Origin of the sequence: Caballeronia sp. (genome assembly GCF_028292365.1) — a bacterium.
Taxonomy (GTDB): Bacteria; Pseudomonadota; Gammaproteobacteria; order Burkholderiales; family Burkholderiaceae; genus Caballeronia.
This window is the reverse complement of record NZ_JAQGMM010000144.1, coordinates 1-19,150: the sequence shown is the minus strand read 5'-3', so window position 1 is coordinate 19,150 and position 19,150 is coordinate 1. Positions and strand designations below refer to the sequence as shown.

Annotated in this window: 14 protein-coding genes and 1 pseudogene; 6 read left to right on the top strand and 9 right to left on the bottom strand. The window is 60.4% G+C overall.

Features of this window, described 5'->3' with window-relative positions; all coding sequences use genetic code 11:
- The coding region (locus JWR14_RS08975) for a hypothetical protein (protein WP_299704699.1) at positions 1-220 on the top strand (220 nt) is incomplete at its 5' end.
- An 894-nt stretch (positions 221-1,114) separates the two neighbouring features.
- On the opposite strand, the gene JWR14_RS08970 is transcribed toward JWR14_RS08975, so the two are convergent.
- From JWR14_RS08970 to JWR14_RS08930, 9 genes are all read right to left on the bottom strand, one after another.
- Complete coding sequence (locus JWR14_RS08970) at positions 1,115-3,514, bottom strand: polysaccharide biosynthesis tyrosine autokinase (RefSeq protein WP_299704696.1); 2,400 nt, start codon at positions 3,512-3,514, stop codon at positions 1,115-1,117.
- 33 nt (positions 3,515-3,547) lie between these two features.
- Positions 3,548-4,861 (bottom strand): polysaccharide biosynthesis/export family protein, encoded by a 1,314-nt coding sequence (locus JWR14_RS08965; RefSeq protein WP_299704693.1) that lies wholly within the window; start codon positions 4,859-4,861, stop codon positions 3,548-3,550.
- 463 nt (positions 4,862-5,324) lie between these two features.
- On the bottom strand, positions 5,325-5,675 hold the full coding sequence (locus tag JWR14_RS08960) for a hypothetical protein (RefSeq protein ID WP_299704690.1): 351 nt from the start codon (positions 5,673-5,675) through the stop codon (positions 5,325-5,327).
- 194 nt (positions 5,676-5,869) lie between these two features.
- The gene (locus JWR14_RS08955; RefSeq protein ID WP_062084044.1) at positions 5,870-6,604 is read right to left on the bottom strand and encodes a Crp/Fnr family transcriptional regulator; all 735 of its coding nucleotides are present in this window, start codon (positions 6,602-6,604) and stop codon (positions 5,870-5,872) included.
- Positions 6,605-7,175: 571 nt separating this feature from the next.
- Positions 7,176-9,689 carry a glycoside hydrolase family 2 protein gene (locus JWR14_RS08950; protein WP_299704682.1) on the bottom strand — a complete coding sequence of 838 codons (2,514 nt, stop codon included), beginning with the start codon at positions 9,687-9,689 and terminating at the stop codon, positions 7,176-7,178.
- Positions 9,690-9,871: 182 nt separating this feature from the next.
- Complete coding sequence (locus JWR14_RS08945) at positions 9,872-10,831, bottom strand: DUF1839 family protein (RefSeq protein WP_299704705.1); 960 nt, start codon at positions 10,829-10,831, stop codon at positions 9,872-9,874.
- Between the two features lie 74 nt (positions 10,832-10,905).
- Positions 10,906-11,946: an amino acid--[acyl-carrier-protein] ligase gene (locus JWR14_RS08940; protein WP_299704679.1), complete on the bottom strand. Its 1,041-nt coding sequence runs from the start codon at positions 11,944-11,946 to the stop codon at positions 10,906-10,908.
- Between the two features lie 3 nt (positions 11,947-11,949).
- On the bottom strand, positions 11,950-13,248 hold the full coding sequence (locus JWR14_RS08935) for an acyl-CoA dehydrogenase family protein (protein WP_299704676.1): 1,299 nt from the start codon (positions 13,246-13,248) through the stop codon (positions 11,950-11,952).
- Positions 13,245-13,496 carry an acyl carrier protein gene (locus tag JWR14_RS08930; protein WP_299704673.1) on the bottom strand — a complete coding sequence of 84 codons (252 nt, stop codon included), beginning with the start codon at positions 13,494-13,496 and terminating at the stop codon, positions 13,245-13,247. The genes JWR14_RS08935 and JWR14_RS08930 overlap by 4 nt, the downstream gene beginning before the upstream one ends.
- Positions 13,497-13,852: 356 nt before the next feature.
- Between JWR14_RS08930 and JWR14_RS08925 the strand changes: the two genes are divergently transcribed.
- The 5 genes and pseudogenes from JWR14_RS08925 to JWR14_RS08905 all read left to right on the top strand — a co-directional run.
- Entirely contained in the window at positions 13,853-14,383 is a 531-nt protein-coding gene (locus tag JWR14_RS08925; protein WP_299704670.1) for a GNAT family N-acetyltransferase, read from the top strand.
- Positions 14,384-14,554: 171 nt separating this feature from the next.
- The gene (locus JWR14_RS08920) at positions 14,555-16,249 is read left to right on the top strand and encodes an O-antigen ligase family protein (protein WP_299704668.1); all 1,695 of its coding nucleotides are present in this window, start codon (positions 14,555-14,557) and stop codon (positions 16,247-16,249) included.
- A gap of 71 nt (positions 16,250-16,320) precedes the next feature.
- On the top strand, positions 16,321-17,514 hold the full coding sequence (locus JWR14_RS08915) for a glycosyltransferase family 4 protein (RefSeq protein WP_299704665.1): 1,194 nt from the start codon (positions 16,321-16,323) through the stop codon (positions 17,512-17,514).
- 173 nt (positions 17,515-17,687) lie between these two features.
- The gene (locus tag JWR14_RS08910; protein WP_299704702.1) at positions 17,688-18,809 is read left to right on the top strand and encodes a glycosyltransferase family 4 protein; all 1,122 of its coding nucleotides are present in this window, start codon (positions 17,688-17,690) and stop codon (positions 18,807-18,809) included.
- A 99-nt stretch (positions 18,810-18,908) separates the two neighbouring features.
- Positions 18,909-19,150, top strand: a pseudogene (locus JWR14_RS08905) (glycosyltransferase); the annotation flags it as partial.

The window sequence follows — 19,150 nt, the reverse complement described above, 5'->3', positions numbered from 1 at the left end:
GGTTGCTGCTTTCGGCCTTAGCGGCCTGCTTGATTCGGATATCCTCTTTATCACTATTAGCCACTGCGCGTGGCAGCGCGTCATTTCCTGGTCCTTATCGACAAAGAAACGAAGCAAAGAAAGCGCTTTTAAAACACGCTACCCTAAGTGTCCACAGCGAGCAGTTTCTATTCATGGGTGCCCCAAAAGCACGGTGCTCGCCAGAGCAACGGATGTGTGACCCCTCTTTCTCCGAACACGGATACCCACACGCTTCGCCACCAGTGACTGAACCTGCCCAAGGTTCACCCCGCGCTATCCGCGGACAACCCCCCACGAAATCAAATCGCATAGCCATCACCCCGGGCAGTTTATCTCCCCGCGTCTCGTACATCCCCTGCACACCTAGAATTTCCCATTTCCCATTTCCCGGCAGACCAGAGTTGATCGCATAAACTTCGCGCGTCCTTAAAAAGTAGGATGTCTAATTAAAATCCTGGAGGCTTACGCCTGAAATTGGGTGCAGGTCGGGGCGTGACCGACTCATTAGGAAATGAAGCATCAAATGCGCGTGAGGCCATGCTGGTTCTTGAGCGCTCGTGCTTGCCCGAGAGCGTACGGGGCGAAGCGTGTTCATGTCAGGATTCGCGAGAAAGAGGGGTTCACACATCCGTGGCTCCGGCGAGCACCATGCTTTTGGGGCACCTATGAATGGGAACTGCACGCTGTGGACACTTAGGGTAGCGTGGTTGAAAGCGTTTTCTTTGCTTCGTTTCTTTGTCGCTAAGGACCAGGAAATGACGTGCCGCCACGCACAGTGGCTAATGGTGATAAAGAGAAAATCCGACTCAGGCAGACCACTACGCCAGAAAGCAGCAACCCGGCATTGACTCCGACCGCTAACGCTAGAACCTGGCAACCCGGCATTGACCCCGACCGCTACCGCTATAACCTGGCAACCGGCCTAAACCCCGACCACTACGCCGCAACCCGCCAGCACCCCAAACCCGTCCGCCGGCGCGAGCGAAAAACCAACTGAAAACGCCCGCTTGCGCGGGCGTCAAAACTCAAAACACTTGGCAGCCTTACTGGCTATCTCATCTCACAGAACCAGACCATCTCCCCCGAACAACCTTCAATGCTTGACGTCGGCAACAAGCGGATCGCTGGAATACGTATAAGCGTAAGCATAATCATAAGTGCCCTTACGTCCACCGCTCTTGGCCGGCATGGCATTCAACACTCCACCCACAACCCTGGCATGAGCCCGCTTGAGCTTCTTCAGCGAGTCCGCAATGTTCTTTTCCGAGTGAGCACCCGAACGCATGACCAGCACCGTAGACCCGGCCAAACTCGCAATAACAGCTGCATCCGGCACCGCAAGCAACGGCGGCGTATCAACAATGACCAGGTCAAACTGCTTCTCGAACGCCTGCAACAACGAAGCAAACCGTGCCGATGTCAGAATCTCCGACGGGTTAGGCGGGTGAGCGCCCGAACCAATGAAGTGCAACCCGTGCACGCCCGTCTCACGAGCAGCCATCTCGAAGTCTAGCTGCCCGGTGAGCAACTCGGTAAGACCGCCTTGCGAAGACCGTCCGAGATATTGCGCCAGCCGCCCACGACGCAAATCCGCGTCGATAAGCAGCACTCGCTTGCCCGACTCAGCCAACAACGCAGCAAGATTGGCAGACAAGAAACTCTTGCCATCAGACGGCGCCGGACTCGTAATGGCAATCACCCGGTTAGGCGCATCGACAAGCGCAAATTGCAACGTGGCCCGAAGTCCGCGAAGTCCTTCAATCGACGTATCGAACGGATGCGTTGTCGAAAGCAAAGGCTGCGTGGCACTGCGTGAAGCGGGCAAAACAGTCGCGTTCTGAAGCGCCATTGCCACGGGCGTCTTCGCAGACAGACCCAGCGTCGGACCGAATCCATCGCCGACCGTTTGCGTACCCAACCGCTTGACGCCACTTGTCGTTCCTTTCGCAGCGGGCAACGCAATCGGACGATCAAGCCGTACACGATCAATCCGGGCTTGCTCGGCACTGAACGGAATGGCACCAAAGATCGGCAGGTTAAAGCGGCGTTCAACCAGGTCCGGATCGTCCACACCCGCAAAAAATCCACGTCGTACAAAGGCGAACACCACACCCGCGATCACCCCAAGCAAACCACCCGCGGCAATGATCAACGCGGCCTTGGGCTTGACGGGCTGCGAGGGAACAAGCGCCATATCGATGATATGCACATTGCCCACTGTCCCCGCACGGCTGATCGAGAGTTCCTGAGTCTTGTTCAGCAGTGCAACATAGATTTCGGAGTTCACCTTCGCTTCACGTTGCAGCGAAACAGCCTGACGCTCCGATCCCGGCAACGTCTTGAACTGGTTCTCGAAGCGCGACTTCTCTACATTGAGCGCGGCGAGTTGCGCATCAATAGCATGGACTTCGTCAGCTCCATCGGTAAAGCGCTGCAGTAGTTGCACACGCTGCATCCGCAACGCGGCGATCTGGCGTTCATAGTCAAGTCCACCGGACAGATACGTCTGCGCTTCCTGCGTAGGCTGGAATGATCCGGCAGCGGTCTGATATTGCGCTAACGCAGTTTCGCTGGCGCGCAACTCGTTGCGTACTCGCGGCAGTTCGTTGTTCAGGAAGGTCAGCATGCGGTTCGCTTCTTCCTGCGCACGTTCTGTACGCTGCTTCAGATAAGAGGCGGCCACAGCATTGGCCACTTCCGTAATGAAGATCGGCTGTGGGCCGCTATACGAAATCTGCACAATGCCCGTGTCCTTGCCTTTCTCTCCGACCTGCAGGCCAGCGCCAAAAGCCTGCACGGCTTCGAGCTGCGAAGCACGCGTGACAAAAAATTCGGTACCAGGACGTGCAACCAGCTGGCTCACCATCAGCGTGACGCCGCCGCCCGTCGCCAGGGTACCGGCTTCGCCTTTAAGCAGCTCGTGATTCTCTGCATCGACCAGCTCGAAACGGCCCTCGCCAAGCGCACGCAACGTAAGACGCTGATCTTGCAAGATGGTTGGCACATCTACTGAGTCGACCTTGAACTCTTCACCGCCCCAGGCGTATGAATCGAAACCGAACAGGGAGGGAAGGGGATGGCCCCTATGCGCGAACAAGGACGTCACCCGGCCAATCACCGGCATGACATTCGAGGACGTGCCGAAGTTCAGCTTGAATTGCTCGACGACCGGGTCGATCACCGCACGGCTCTTGATGATCTCGATTTCGGCGTCAGCATGCAGCGAACCGGCAGTCGGCATCAGCGCTGCGGCAAGCGAAGCCTGGGCGCTGTTAGGTGCGTTGGGGTTAGGTGTTTCCACCTGCACCAGCGCATCTGCCGAGTAGACGGGCGTTGACATCTTGGCGTACAGGACGGCGGCCAGCAGGATACTGAACGCAATGCCCAGCACCCACCAGATCTGGTCCACAATCATCCGCACCAGATCACGAAGGACGAACTCTTCGTCCTTGGCCGGTGCAGGCGAATGTTCCAGCATTTCATAAGTACTCATGTCGCACTCCAGGCTTAACAGGTGACACTCGTGTTAGCGGGTGGTTTGTATGGTGTAGAACAAGGTCTGGATGGTCGGCGAGATCTGCTCGAGCACGCGGTTGAAACGAGCGGCGCTGGCAACCTGCACGTAGACCACATCACGCGGATGCAAGTCGAATTGCGTCATCAGCATCAACGCGTCCACCTGCGTCATGTCCAGTTTGTACACGCTGAGATCGAGCGGCCGTGCCGCTGTCGCGATGCTTCCATCGGCTGCGGTAATGGCTGACGTCTTGATCATGCCGCCCTTCGCGAACTGCTGGTCCGAGCCGCGGATCACATAGATCATGCGTGGATCGGCAGAGTGCGGGTCAATGCTGTTTGCATTGGCCAGCGCATCGGCGAGTGTCAGATGGCCACGATTCATCGGCACGGTCTGCGGCTTCGCCAGTTCGCCAAGCACGAACACACGGCTCTTGGTGCGATCCGGTACGTCGATGATGTCGTCATCCTGCAGCAACACGTTCTGCTGGATATCGCCGCGATCGAGCAGGGCGGCTACATCAACTGCGTAACGATGACCGTCGCGCGTGATGCCAACATTCTGCAGGTCAGCATCGGGATTCGCTCCGCCTGAGCGGTTGATGGCGTCGATGACCGACAACGGCACATCGGTGATCGGTTGCGACGAAGGCTGCTTCAGGTCACCGGTGACCTGGACCTGCTTGCTATAAAAACCGGTGACGCGCACGTCGAGCTGCGGATTGCGAATGGTCTTCGAAAGACTTTTAGTCAAGTTGACCTGCAGCTCTTGCGCGGTCTTGCCAACCGCTTGCACACGGCCTACGCGCGGAAAGAAAATGCTGCCGTCGTTAGCCACGCGCACGGTCACGCCACCGGCTTCGGGGCCGCTCGTGCCGCTTGAACCGCCCGCTGCGCCGACGGGCGCGCCGCCGCTCGCTGCCGCGCCGCCCGCTGTCACCGAGGGCAGTGGCGGTACGCCTGCCGCACCCGTGTTTGCCGAGATCCCCGCTGAACTGAACTCGGGGTGATCCCATACCGTGACGCTGATCTGGTCGTTCACGCCAATGTGATACGCATACAGCTTGCGCGTGTCCTTGGTGAGACAGGTCAGCGGACATACGCTCGCAAGCGTTGAATCGCTCATGCGCGGATGGGTCTCGAAGTACGTGACGTCGATAGGTTGAACGTGATACTTCACGTTTGCCTGGGCGACGCTTTCCGGCGACGGTGTCTGCTCGAGCCGGTCGGTATCGAGATAAGGTCCGGGCGCAATCGCGCAACCGGTAAGCGATGCTGTGAAGGTTGCGCCAGCCAGCAGTGATACGAGTAGTTTGATGTTCATATTAGTGGTCCTCGCGTTACGGATACGCCGAATCTCCTCGGCGCAAAGTCTCCTGCCCGTCACCGCGCAGTGCGCGTAAAGGGCGCTTCCCGTGCATGACATGAGCGCCTTTGCAGCTCCGGTCCCGGTATTACTCGCGATTGGGTTTCTTCCCCGGTCCACCCAACGCGGCAACCACTCGAGACAACAGCTAACGCTCCCCGCCTGACTGTCGGGCGGGTGTTCACACAGGAAGAACCACAGGTTGAAAGGCGCGCGGCAGGAGAACCACGTACCTCCGAAAAAAATCTGTATTGACTAGGTTGCTCTACAGCCTTGCTTCATTTCTTTACTGCTTATATCGACCGTGCTGCTCGCACTTGCCTGCCGTGAAGGTCAAGGCTGAGGCGCGCATCTGGCTGTTCGATATGACATAGTGGCGTTTCCGGCAGGGTCGGTAAGTGCGCTTGCGCACGTCCGGCTCTTACTTCACACAAATACTTTCGGCATGAGGCTGGGTACAGGACTTCTGAACATCGTGCTTATCAAGTGAAGCAGTGGTTTTATCGTGGCGCGTCGCGAGATCAACCAGGCGCGCAGCTCTTCGGTTCAAATGCTTTCCAGATAATTGGTAATTCAGCATGCGCGACTCGCGAGAAGAAATGATGAAAGCGTCTTCAACGAATTCGAGCGTGCCAGTACGGGTCGATGCAAAGTCGAACGCAATAAGCTGGGTTGTCTGAAGCAGGTCATCGGCGCCAACGCATGAATCAGGCGCACGATCATGATTGCAGGAAGGGGTGAGCACGCGGCCGGCCGGAATGCCGATGAACAAAAAGCAGTGGAGTCCGTTTCGCGAGCTTCTGCGACACGGGAAATTCCGCTGACCCTGAGGTCCATCCAATTGATCCAGACACACCGAACAACGAGGCCGATTCGCCAATAGCGTCCAAGGGGCGCACCGAGACACAAGCGCCGAACACTTGAGGCCATGGCCTGGCTTCTTCACTCCTGCACCATGTCCCGTGTTCAGTGAACCGCTTCAGCCTGATGCAGACGCGGCAACAGCCGGTCGAATTCGCGCTTGACGATGCCGTAGCATTCGCATGCACGCGACTCGAGACCTTCACGATCCAGGACCTTGATGCAGCCACGACTGTGATGGATCAGGCCGGCGTCATGGAGCTTGCCTGCGGCTTCTGTCACGCCTTCACGACGCACGCCCAGCATGTCAGCGATCAACTGTTGCGTGACTTGCAACTGGTTCGACGTGGTGCGATCGATTTCGATGAGAAGCCAGCGGCACAGTTGCTTGTTGAGCGAGTGGTGGCGATTGCATGCTGCCGTTTGCGCAACTTGCGTGAGGAGGGCTTGCATGTACAGCAGCATCAGGCGGCGCAGGAAGTCAGAGCGGCCAAATTGTTCACGCAGTGCGGATGCGCTCATGCGATAAGCGAAGCCCGGGCATTGCACCTGGACACGCGTCGGCATGGTTTCGCCGCCAGTCAGTACCGGTACGCCCGTCATGCCTTCGCGGCCGACTGCTGCGATCTCTACCGAACCGCCGTCTTCCATCGTATGCAGCAGGGAGATGATGGCGGTGGTGGGGAAATAAACGTGATGAATGCGTTGTCCCGAATCGCACAGCAATTGATCGGTGCGAAGCTGAACCAGTTCAAGGTGAGGTGTAAGAGCTTGCCATTCGTGCGCGGGAAGCGCACCCAACAGATGATTGCCGTGCAGGTCGGACTGAAGGGTCAGCATGATGTTCTTCTCTCGTAACTTTGCGCATTGCGCCTTACTTGTTATTTACCGGTCAGCGATTCGTTTCGTGGATGCATCTGACGGCATCCATCGAAACGTGTCGCGACCAGCCCCGTAAGCAGCCCGGCATCGTCCTTTAGTTAAATTCGTTTTTGACGGTGCCGGTGCTGCGAGACTCATTTAGCGAGGACCGTGCCAGCAATGCGCTTTCTCAATGCCATCATGGGGTCGTGCATCAAGCAGAAGTGAGCGCGAATCCGCAGATGGATATTTTTGTTTCACTCTTGAACATGGCGTCAGAAGACAGGCGCTATTGGTGCGATTGATGCAGCGCACCTTTTTGTCTGCGCAATGCCTTGCTGGTGGCTCGTCCGAGTTTTTTCCGGACGTGCAAAGCGCCCTCGGGCGCTTGCGCGTTGAGGGGTCAGTGCACCATTCGTCGGCTGTTTTAAAATTGATTCAGAACTGTTCCATCGACTTGGTGCGCTAACGAACGCATTTGCTTCGCAGCACCGCTTGACAGCCCTATACGGCTTGATGGAACACATGCTGCCTTGCTCAGCATGGCTTTCTAATTACGCTGGTACTGAATTGAAAACGTTGCGTTGAGTGCACGAACCTCGCCTTCTGGCGGATGAGAAGTGTTGCGTTGGCGACCAACCAACGGGATACGGCGTTCGCGGCCAGGTGCAAGATGGAACCAGTCGAGCGCCGCGCGATAGTGCGGATCGACAACATGAACCCATCGCGCCAAACGTTTGGCGCTTACTATCAGTTCCCAGTTCTCGTTGCTGGTTAGCTCCACGCGAACCTCAAGTCCGAGTTCGTGGCGCTGCGTGCAGGCGCGCTCGGGGAAGTGGAATGCTTCGGACAATACGGCGCCGCTAACCTTGTCTCGCAAGGTAATCACGGTGGCATCGTGGGCGCGCGGACCGAACCGGTACGCGTAGGTGAAATCGAAGAACTGGCCGAGCAGGTCGGAGGCCTGGATACGTGCCGTGCTGCGTGCCGCAAGCGTCACATCTCTCGACGCGCTGGCTACCTTCGTCGTGCCGTCACGAAGGCACGCGAGTTCGAGATGAGCGTGGATGTCCACGGCGGTTTCATTGATCAAATGCACATCGAGGCCGTCAAGGCCTTCGTCGGTGATGAGGGCTGCTACTGGACGCAACACCTGCGCGAGGCCGTGCCAGGCGCTTTTGGGCGCTCCCAGAGCATCGATTACACCCCAGCCCGCGCCGGGCCGGAGGTCCTGCAACTGCCAGACAATCCCGCCGGCGCACGACGAACCATGGCGGCGCCATTCCGAGAAGACTTCGGTCATGACCTCGGCCACGACCGCGCGCGACAGGTCGAGATAGCGCTCGGGGTCTTCGTATCGAAGACGAGCGGGATCGACTTCGTAGAGCGTGCGCAGGTAGTGCTCGCGCACGTCGTCGAAGTCCCAGCCCGCGCCGGGGTCTCGCGGCACGGCGGCTTTCCAGCGCGGCTCGTGCGGTTTCGATGCGAGCGGCACGGCGTTGAGCGCGACATCGTCGGGGACGTTGGCGAAAGCCAGGCATTCGCTGGCGAACCGCACGTTCGCACGACGGGCGTCTTCGAGCGGCCGCTGGTAAGCGCCGACGCCGTAGTAATGCGTGACGCCCGCGCGCGTGGCGAACGGCCACGCAGTGGCGCCGGCTTCACTCGTGGGCACGCTCGGCGAGTTCATCACGTAAGGCACATCGGGCCGCAAAGCAGCCACAATCGATGGCAATTGCTGAGTAAATAACGTTTGCGCGCGCAGTTCGGGCGGCAGGCCAAGCATGGCTCCCTGCTGGTCGGCTTCACTACCGCCGCATAGAACGCCAAGCGACACGAAGCGTCGTGTACGCGACAGGAATTGTTCGGTTTCGCGCTGGACACTGGCCGTAAAGGCCGCATCCGTCGGATAGTCGAAATTCGCAAATGCAAAATCTTGCCAGATCAAAAGCCCGTATTCATCCGCCAATCCATAGAACGCATCAGACTCGTAGAGCATCGTGCCGCCCACGCGCAAGAGGTTCATGCCGGCGTCACGAGCGAGCTGGAAAAACGTTTGCGCCTGCTCACGCGAGCCGCTGAGGGACACGAGATCCGCGTGCGTCCAGCATGCGCCGCGCGCAAAAACAGGGACGCCGTTGACCACTAGCTGAAAGCCATCGCCCAATGGGCCGCGGTCTACGCGCAGTTCCCTGAAGCCGATGCGTCCAAGCTCGATCACTTCATTGTTAGCAAACTCGAGCGCGACGCGATGCAAGGCCGGGTCACCATGCGTATGCGGCCACCAGCGCGGCGCATCAGGAACGCGCAACGTACCGCCAAGCGTTTGCGTATCGCTCCATTGCAGCGTTACCGATGCATCGTTGCAAACAAGTCGTGCGGTCTGTTCGCGTTGTGGATGGACAAACCTGAGCGTGAGGTGAATCAGGCCGTCGTTGCCATCGAGGCTTGAATGCAGATCCACGCGATCAATCGACGTGGCCGATTCACCGAGCAATTCCACTGGCCGCCATGGCCCCACGGCTTGTATTGGCGGGCACCAGCCGGGCATGTGGCCAAGCAGGGTCGTGCGTACGTTGCGCAGCGTGGCCGGTTGAGCAAGCCTCGGCCGCCAGCGCGCGCGGGACCGTTTGGCGCCAAGCGCGGCGCTCAGCGAACGGAAGCAGAGATACAGCGTGGCGTGTCCATCCAGATGCAGGTCGAGATCGTGCGCGACGAACATCGAATCGGAATCGAGCAGTTTTGTATTATCGAGCCAGACTTCCGAAAGTGTTGCAAGTCCGTGCATGCGCAAACGGCGCAGCCCTTTTTCGCATAGGACCAGTCGATACCAGTGGTCATCAAAAGCGAATGCCGGCGGACTCTCCAGATCGAGTTTGCCGGCCTCACGCCACGCCGATGCAACCGTGCCCGGCACGGGCGCGGCGAGCCATCCTTCAGCGCTCAACGCGGCGGGCGTGGTGCATGCGCCGGCATGCGTGGTGAGGCACTCCCAGCCTTCGGACAGCAGGCGGGGAAAAAAAGCGGACGGCAAAGCACTGGCGCCGGGCGATGGGTCGCTCATGGCGGTTTCCTCGAATGGCATTGTGTCGTGGCGTCGAGGCGACCCACTCTTATAGTGTGTAGCCGGCGCGCCGGCCGGGACGCGTCGTTGCTAGCTTGTTTTCGGCTGGCCCGGGCAAAACTTTAAGTCCGCCCAAAAAAGGGCGGACGTCAGGGCGGGGGCCGGCAATGAGTAATTATCTGCTAGCGGATCAGCGCGGCAAGCGGTTCCACGATTTTGTCGTAAGACTCTTCCAGCACATCGAAACACTCGTGACACGGGTCCCGGCGGCCGCGAGCAATGGCCCGTACCAGCCGGAACTGCATCACCATCGACTCCGTCGCGATGCGTTGCGCGGCGCTCGGCATTTCGTCGGGAATAGCGAAACCACGCTCGCGCATCCAGACAAGGTACCGCGACAGGAACTCGAAGTTCGAGCCCAGTTGCCGCATCATGTTGAACGTGTACAGGTGGAAGTGCTCCGGGCCGCGCTCGAACAGCATCTCGAGATGCTCGGGAAAAGCCGCTCGCCATTGCGTGATCGGATTGCGCGCCGGTCGCCGCTGCAAGTGCTGAACCAGCAGATCCGCCGATGCTTCCGCCAGCGCCGTGCCGCTCAGCGGCGCCCGGGCCCGCTTGCAGAACTCCACGTACGGAAACAGTAGCTCGGGACGGCTATCGAGTTCCGGCAGCCTCCGAAACACGCCTTCATAGTCCTCGCCGTCCAGCACGAAATAACCCGTGTTGTGGAAATAACCTAGCCGGCGCGAGCGCGGATCGATGTAATCCACGCCAATGGTCGTCTTCGTGTGACCTTGCCGGTATGACGTGGCGCGCGTGTCGGGCAAGTAAAACGCATCGACTTCAGCCAGCACCGTATGGCCGCGTTGAGTCTGCGTGCGCACGCGGTCTTCCAGTGAATCGTAGATGGCCAGTTCCTGGACCTGCAAACCGTAGAGTTTGTCGAGGTCCTCCAGCGGAAACTTGAAGAACGTGAACTGGTCGCCTTCGAAGTCTTGCGTCACCGTAAAGGCAAGCGCTGCGCGCGGATCAAGTCCATAGCCGTGCAGCAACTCGATCCACAAATCCACGTAGCAATTTGTTTCCGCCCAGACCCGTTCGCCCTGATGCAGCGAGTGCGACTGGTGTTTGCGCACGCCCATGTGGGGCGGGTGCAATTGCACGACCCGGGCGCGCTCGCGGCTGGAATTGGTTGCGCCGCTGCTATGGACGGCAGTCATGACAGTGCCCCGAGTCCGGCGCTGATACGCGACTGCGTATCGCCCCAGAGGAACTCACGCACGTCTGCAGGCCACGCTTTGACGTCGAGACCATGATGACGGAAGAGGGCAAGCGTCGTACGTTCCATGCCGAATCCCACGCACGCGGTATGCGCCAGTTCACCGTCCGCCTGGGCGATCTTCCAGATCTCGCCGAAGTGTTCCATGTGATAGTTGAACGACAGGCAGGCCGTCGGCCGGTCCGGCGTTGCAACCGGAATCAGCAGTTCGAATTTCAGTTGCTGGGCACGCTGGCTGTCGGCCACGATCTTGCCGCCACGGCCGAAGAACGGGTCGTTGGCGAGATCGATTTCGAACGGCAGGCCAAGCATGTTCACGAGCAGCGAACCCCGCTCGATCCACTTCTGCCGGAAATCCATGACTTGCTGCGGACTGCCGAGGCGCACGTATTCGCGCATCCGGAACATCTGCATGCGGCCCGGATCAATGGAGGGTTCATGGCGGAAACAATACGCAAACACGTCGACAGTCGCACCGTCTTCGGCCAGCGCACCGCGCTTGGCGATGGTCGGGTAGATCGGATAGCAAGCAGCTGGCGTCAGGACCAGGCGAGTGGGCTTTTGCTGGTCCATCCATTCATCGGTGCGTTCTTCTTCGCCTACCGATACAGTTTTTTCGAGCGCTTCCAGTAGCCGGTGATGACCCCGGTCATTGCCCTGGAACGAGTGGATCGTGCCGGCGAGATCGGGGAAGCTCTTCAGGTATTCGCTGTCCTCGAAGTCGTGACGGCGCATGGCGGGCGGGAAGCGCAGCACTTCAGCTTCCTGGTCGGCGCCCAACAAGGTGATCGCGTTGTTGAGGCGGTCGATGATGTCCTCGAATACCTGGCTGCGGCCATACAAGCCGTCTTCGCCCGTGTCGATCAGGATTCCCGCTTCAATCAAACGATCCCGCAACGTGATGTCCGAAGCGTTATAGGTGGATGCTTGTTGCGCATCGGCGGCTGCGATGGCCGCGTGTTCCGTTACCGTGTTCATGTCTTAGATTCTCCCCGTAGCCGGCGTGCGCTGCGCAAGCAGCAGGTTCGCCGTGTTCAATTGGATGCGGTCGTTGCTGATCATCAGCGGTGCTGAGAAAAGATCGCGTAGATGACGCCCGACGCTGTAGTCAGTGTTGTTTTTGTAGCCCGCCATGCCGCAGATCATCAGCGTCTCCTGCACGACCTGCAGCGCGGACGACGAGATGCTGAGCTTCAGCGTGTTCATGTCGGATGCCAGGCTCAACGATGCGCCAAGGGGCGTATCGAAATCGCAGGCTTCCTGTGCATCGCGTGCAATGCGTTCCGAAGAAGCTTCGGTTGCGGCATCGAGTGCGACCTTGAGGCGCGCCTGCATCATGCGTAACTGAGCGACTGCGTCCGCGAGCCGTCCCGCTGAAGGGGGCAATGCACCCGGTTTGCCGCGCGCCTGGGCACGGAAGAACTGGTGCGCGCGGCTGACGGCGTCAGCGGTAATGCCGATCCATACCGATGCCCAGAGCGTGTGCGAAACCGGCAACATGCTCTGGTCCGCGATCTGGGCGAACGGCACGGGCAGGATCTGCTCGGCGCGGCCCTCGGCGATGAGCCGGAAGCTTTCGCTGCAGGTGCCGCGCATGCCGAGCGAGTCCCAGCCGCCGCGTTTTTCCAGCACGAGCGAGTCGCGCGGGGCCACGATCAGCACCTGGTCCGACGCGCTAGCCTCCGGATTGCGGCGCGCGGTGACCAGGATGCAGTCCGCGTGCTCGCCGTACGAGATGGTCGGTGCGAGCTTCTCGATCCTGAACGCGCCGTCGACCAGTTCGACCGCACAAGCGCTGGTGCGCATGTTGCCGCCGATGGTTTCCTCCGACGTCGCCGAGGCGAGCAGCCATTGCTCGTCCACCAGGCGCGCGATCATCTCGCGTTGCCAGGGAACTGCGTTGCCCTGATCGACAATGCACGCCACCTGGCTCTGATGCATCGCATAGACCATTGCAGTCGATGAACACGCACGCGCCAGCGTTTCGCAAATGCGCGCTACTTCGGCAAGCGTCAGGCCCGCCCCGCCGAGTGCTGCGGGGATCATTGCGGACAGCAGCCGTTCGCGGCGCATTGCCTCGAAGGCTTCCACCGGGAAGCGTGCGTCGCGATCGACTGCGGTGGCATGAAGTGCTGCGACTTGCGCCACACGGCGGGTGGCGGCCAGCCACGCGGGCTCGGCCGACGCTTGCCGGACGTCTTCCACGATCTGTGCTGCCACGACCGCGGCTTCTTCGGCCTTTACTGTTGCAAGGACGGCGACATCCGTCGGGGCGTTCATGCTGCGGCCTGCGCCAGTTGCAGCTCGGTCACCGCGGCGGCGAGCGAGTCGATCGACGAAAACAGGCGGCGCGTCAGCATGCGGTCGGGGATTTCGATATTGAACTCGTCTTCAACGGCGAGCATCAGATGAACCGTCGCGAGCGACGACAAGCCGGCGGCGTAGAGGTCGGCGTCATCGGCGAGCGAGTCAGCGGGAACGTCGAGCCGGGCGGATTCGGTAAGGATGCGGCGCAGTGCGGATTTCATGTAATAGCCCCCCAAAGAAGCGTCACTAAAGGTGTTTCACCTGGGACCGGCCGCAGCCGCTTGATATCGGCTTGGTCGCGTGACCGGAACCGGACTGGTCGTGCAATCGGCAACCTGGCGCACGTTTGTTTTGAAGCCTGGAGCCTTGTCCCGTGTGGGCGGGTGTCGGGCTTTTGTTTCAGGCTTTTTCTCGCGGCAGTTCGTCATTCGCCGATTGCGGTTCGGTTGACCGTATTTAACGGATTAGCAAGGGGTTGCGTCGGTGCGATGCCGCACGGAAGTTAAGTGGTCTACGACTTAAGGTATGAACATCGACAAGCCGGTGTTGCCGGCTTTATCTGGAGCAGGACTGGCACATGAACTGGAAAGCACTCGACTTCGAGCAAATCACCGCAAGGGAGCTGTATCTGATCCTGCGGGCGCGAAGCGCTGTGTTCGTTGTCGAACAGTCCCATGTGCATCTGGACCCGGACGGACGCGATGAAACGTCGCTCCATGTGTTTGCAGTCGACGATATTTCGCGGCCGATGCCCGTCATGGCCTATGCGCGCTTGCATGAGGGCAGCGCGGGGCCGGCAGAGGCGAGCGTGGTCATGGTGGACAAGATCCTCACGAGCCCGCTACGACGCGGCGACGGCACCGCTGCAGCACTGATTGCGCGTGTGCTTGCCGCAGCGGGCGAACGTTGGCCGGGGCGGGGAGTGCGCTTGCTGGCGCCGGTGGGCTTGCGCGGGTTTTACGAAGCATTCGGATTTCGCAAGGATGAGGGGCCGTTTGTCGAGCGCGGGGTCCGCTTGATCGGGCTGATCCGCAAGAGCCGTCATAACGGCCGGATGAACCAGCATGCCGGCGAAGCGGATTTCGTCGATACGGTCGAAGAAGTTTGACGTTGTCCAGAACACAGCAGCGCAAGAAGCAGAACGAGCACAAGGAAGCACAAGAAAACCGTATTTGCAGGGGCCTAACGTCGGCATTAGACGTTTCTAAATGACACAGAGGACGCGAGTGACGTGCATTGCACGAACACCACGCCGACCTCTCCTTCACAGGATTTAACGATGTCGAGTGTTTCGATAACGAATGGGCGTGACAAAGTGCCGGACGGGGCCGTCGGGACGTGGAAGACGCCGTGGATGGCGCAACGCGAGAAGATGGCGTCCGCGCCTGCACCGTCGCCGGCCGCAAAGGCAGCGCGCGCAGCGAAGCTCGCGGCCGATGCCGCGGAGTCCAGGCAGCGCGCGGAATTGAGCCGTCGGCGCCGGTTGATGATTGCGCCGCTGGGGTTTGCCGCGCTCACGGGGTTATTGCTCGTGCTGCATCAGAGCCGCGTGCTGGAACTGTTCTATCCGGCAGGTGCGGTCCTGGTCGCCGCGATCCTCTACAAACGTTCGCCTGCGCACTATCTCTCGTTCGTCGTGTGGCTGTTCTTCCTCACACCGGAAGTACGGCGCCTGTCCGACTACTTCAACGGCACCTTCAGCGACCGCAGTCTCATCATGCTCGCACCGGTGATAGCGGCCGCGCTGTGCGGCATGAACCTGCTGACCCATTTTCGTGTACTGATGCAGCGGCGGGCGATCCCGCTCACGCTGATCGTGCTTGGCATCTTCTATGGCTATGTGATCGGCATGGTGGGCGCCGGGATTGCGGCGGCCTCCTATACGCTGATCTCGTGGTTGTTTCCGGTGCTGATCGCCTTTCACATCCTGGTGACGTGGCGGCAATACCCCGAGTATCACCGCACGATGCTCAAGACCTTCGTGTTCGGCGGCTTCGTGATTGCGGCGTACGGTGTGTACCAGTACGTCAGTCCGCCGCCCTGGGACGCGTTCTGGCTGGTGCAGTCGGGCATGATCTCCGAGGGCGTGCCGTTGCCGTTCGGCATGCGGGTTTCCAGCACGATGAATTCGTCAGGCCCCTTCGCGATTGCAATGATGGCCTGCCTGCTGATGACGCTTGCCGCGCGCAACAAGACTGCTTTCCTCGCCGGCGGCCTGGCCGTGCCCGCGTTGATCGGCACGATGTCGCGCAGCGTGGTCGGCGGTCTCGCTATTGGACTCGCGTACCTGTTCCTCATGCTCGATGGCCGTAGCCGCTTGCGCCTGGTCGGCGGTATTGCGGTGATCGTGCTGCTGTGTTCGCCGGTCGCCATGATCGATGAAATCTCGGACAAGGCGATGGCGCGTTTCTCCACGGTGACCCAGCTCGATAACGACTACAGCTATCAGGTTCGCACTGAGATCTACGACCACTTCCTCTCCGAGATGACGACCAATATTGCGGGGCAGGGTCTTGGCATGACCGGTCTCGGCTCGAAGCTCTCGGGCGATGGATCGTCGAACAATGTTGACTTCGACAGTGGCTTGATGGAAGTGCCGTACGTGCTGGGATGGCCGGGTACGCTGCTCTACGCGGCAGGGGTGCTGATGCTGATCCTGCGCGCCTTCGTTGCCAGCTTCGCCCGCAAGAACGACCGCTTTGCGGTAGCCGGTGCAGCCGCAGCCTTCGGCGTGCTGGCCATGATGGTGTTCGTCAATACGCTGATCGGTTCGGGCGGCATGTTCTTTTTCATCGGCGTGATGTTGCCGGTGACCGGCTGGCGTTATGCACGCGAGATGCAACAGCCGGCGCGCGCTGCCGCCGTTCGTGCGGAGGCTGCGGTCATGCCGGGTGGTGCAACCACGGGGACCGCGGTGCAGCGGAACATTGCGCTGCCGTCCACGCTGCCGTCCACGCTGACGTTGCGCACATGAGCGCCGTCTGTGATCGGCCCAGCCAGGTATCGGACAGCCCGACAGAACATTCAGTATTCAACGAGGATCGTATGAATCTACTTATCGTCACCCACACCGTCGGCCGCAACGACGGGCAAGGGCGCGTCAATTACGAGGTCGTCCAGGCGGCACTTGCCGCGGGCCATTCGGTCACGCTGCTCAGCACCAAGGTCGACGAAACGTTGAGCCGGCATCCACGCATCACGGTGGTTCGCGTGCCGGCGAGCCGGGTGCCCACGCGCTTGCTGAAGTACCAGGCGTTTGCGTTGCGCGCCGCTGCTTTTATTCGCGCGCACCGTCATGAATTCGACGTGGTGCAGGTCAATGGTTTTATCGCGTGGACAGATGCCGATGTGAACGCCATCCACTTCGTACACACCGGTTGGTATGAAAGCGGCTATTACCCGTTTCGCCTGAGCGGCGGTATGTATGCCGCGTATCAACTGTTGTTCACACGACTCAATGCGTGGTGCGAACGCTGGGCGTTCAGGCATGCACGCGTGCTGGTGCCCGTGTCGGAGAAGGTGAGTTCGGAGCTGGTATCGCTTGGCATGTCGCGCGACAAGATCCACGTGATTCACAACGGCGTGGATAACGTCGAGTTCTCGCCGGATTTGTCGCAGACATCGCAGCGCGAGCGTTTCAAGTTGCCCGAAGACCCGTTCATGCTGCTGTTCGCCGGCGATCTGCGCACCGCGCGCAAGAACCTTGACACCGTGCTGCGTGCGCTCGTTACGTGTCCGTCCAATGTGCATCTCGCGGTGGCCGGCGGCGTGGAGAACAGTCCGTATCCGGCAATGGCGGCTGCGCTTGGCGTGGCGGATCGCGTGCACTTCGTCGGGATGATCCGTGATATGCCCACGCTGATGCGTTGCGCCGATGCATTTGTGTTCCCGTCGCGTTACGAAGCCATGAGCCTTGTGCTGCTCGAGGCGCTTGCTTCCGCCTTGCCGGTGATTACCGTGCACACGACCGGCGGCGCGGAGGTGGTCACCGAGGAGTGCGGCATCGTGCTCGACGATCCCGACAATGAAACTGCGCTCGCCGAAGCGATCTCATTGATCGCATCCGACCCGATGCGTGCCCGCGAAATGGGACTGGCGGCTCAGGCGCTGGCCGCGACGTTGTCCTGGCAGACCATGGCAGCGCGCTATCTCGCGCTTTTTGAAGATATTGCGAAAACACGCAAGGCCGCTCGCCGTAATGCGCGGGCTTGCCAAGAAACCGTATCGGTGAAGACATGAGTACCGCCCTCAAATCAATGACTGCGCCTGCAAGTACGACCACTCCCGCCGCAGGCCGCGCGCCCAAGGCCAACAGTACGAACAAACCGTTGAACCCGGCTTCGGGCAAAGCTTCGAAGGACGCGTTAAATCCGCCATCAAAACCGCGGACGATCGACTCGCTGCAGATCGGCATGAACTGGTTCGATGAACGTCCGGGCGGCCTCGACCGCATGGTCAGCGCGCTGATCCAGTCGCTGCCCGCTCAGGGCGTTACGGTGCGAGGCCTGGTCGCGGGAAGCGAAAACGTGCGGACATCGACACATGGCGTGGTAACGCCGTTCGCTGCCCCCGATGCGCCTCTTGCTAAACGTGTGATCGCCTTGCGGCGGGCCGCGGTCGAACTGCGTAACGCCCGTATGCCCGACGTGGTCGCCGCGCATTTCGCGTTGTACGCAGCGCCCGTGCTCGGCAAGTTTTCGCGTGTACCGAAGGTGATCCATTTCCACGGACCCTGGGGCGATGAATCGGCGCACGGCGCGCGCGGTCAGGCGAATGTGGCGCTACGGCGCGCCGTTGAACGGCACGTGTATCAGCGCGGCAATCTGCATATCGTGTTGTCCCAGGCCTTTGCCGATGTATTGCACAAGCAGTACGGCGTGAACGAACGCACCATTCGCATCGTCCCGGGTTGTGTCGATGTCGATCATTTCAACTCCGACATCGACCGGCGTACCGCACGGACTGCGCTCGGACTTCCGCAAGACCGGCCGATGCTTTTCTGCGTGCGCCGCCTCGTCTCGCGCATGGGCCTCGAAGACCTGATCGACGCCATGTTCGTCGTGCGCCAGCAAGTGCCCGACGTGCTGTTGACCATCGCCGGCAAGGGGCCGCTGATGGCGGCGTTGCAGGCGCGTATCGACTACCGGGGTTTGTCGCAGCATGTGCGTCTCGCGGGGTTTGTCGCCGACGAAGCGCTGCCGCTCTGGTATCGCTCGGCTGATGTGTCGGTCGTACCGACAACCGCGCTGGAAGGGTTCGGCCTGACCACCATCGAGTCGCTTGCAAGCGGCACTCCGGTGATCGTGACACCCGTGGGCGGTTTGCCTGAAGCGGTCGCTCCACTGAGTCAGGAGCTGGTGCTGGAATCGGGCGGTTTTCAGGCGCTGGGAGCAGGGCTCGCCGGTGCGTTGCTTGGCAAGCGGGTGCTTCCCAGCGACGCCGAGTGCCGCGCGTATGCGCGCTCGCACTTCGATCTGCCGGTGATCGCCGCGCAGACCGCGACGGTGTATCGCGAGGCTATCGACTCGCACTGAACGAGAGAGCAGTTACCTGACGTAACCCGCTGTAACCCGCAAGAAGAAAGAAGGGCCCGGGCGCCCCAGGCGCCGCTCAACCTCGAACCAGACCTAGTCATGAAAATCGTTCACCTGGCCACGCACGCGCAATGCAACGGCAACGGCACCGTCAACGCGATGGTCGATCTGGCGTGCATGCAAGCACGCGCCGGACACGACGTCGCGGTCGCTTCTTCGGGCGGTGCTTTCGAGTCGTTGTTGCGACGCCATGGCGTCACGCACTCGCTGCTGCAGCAGTCGCGCCAGCCCTGGCGCGTACCGGCCATGATCGCGGGTTTTGGCCGGTTGATCGAGCGCTT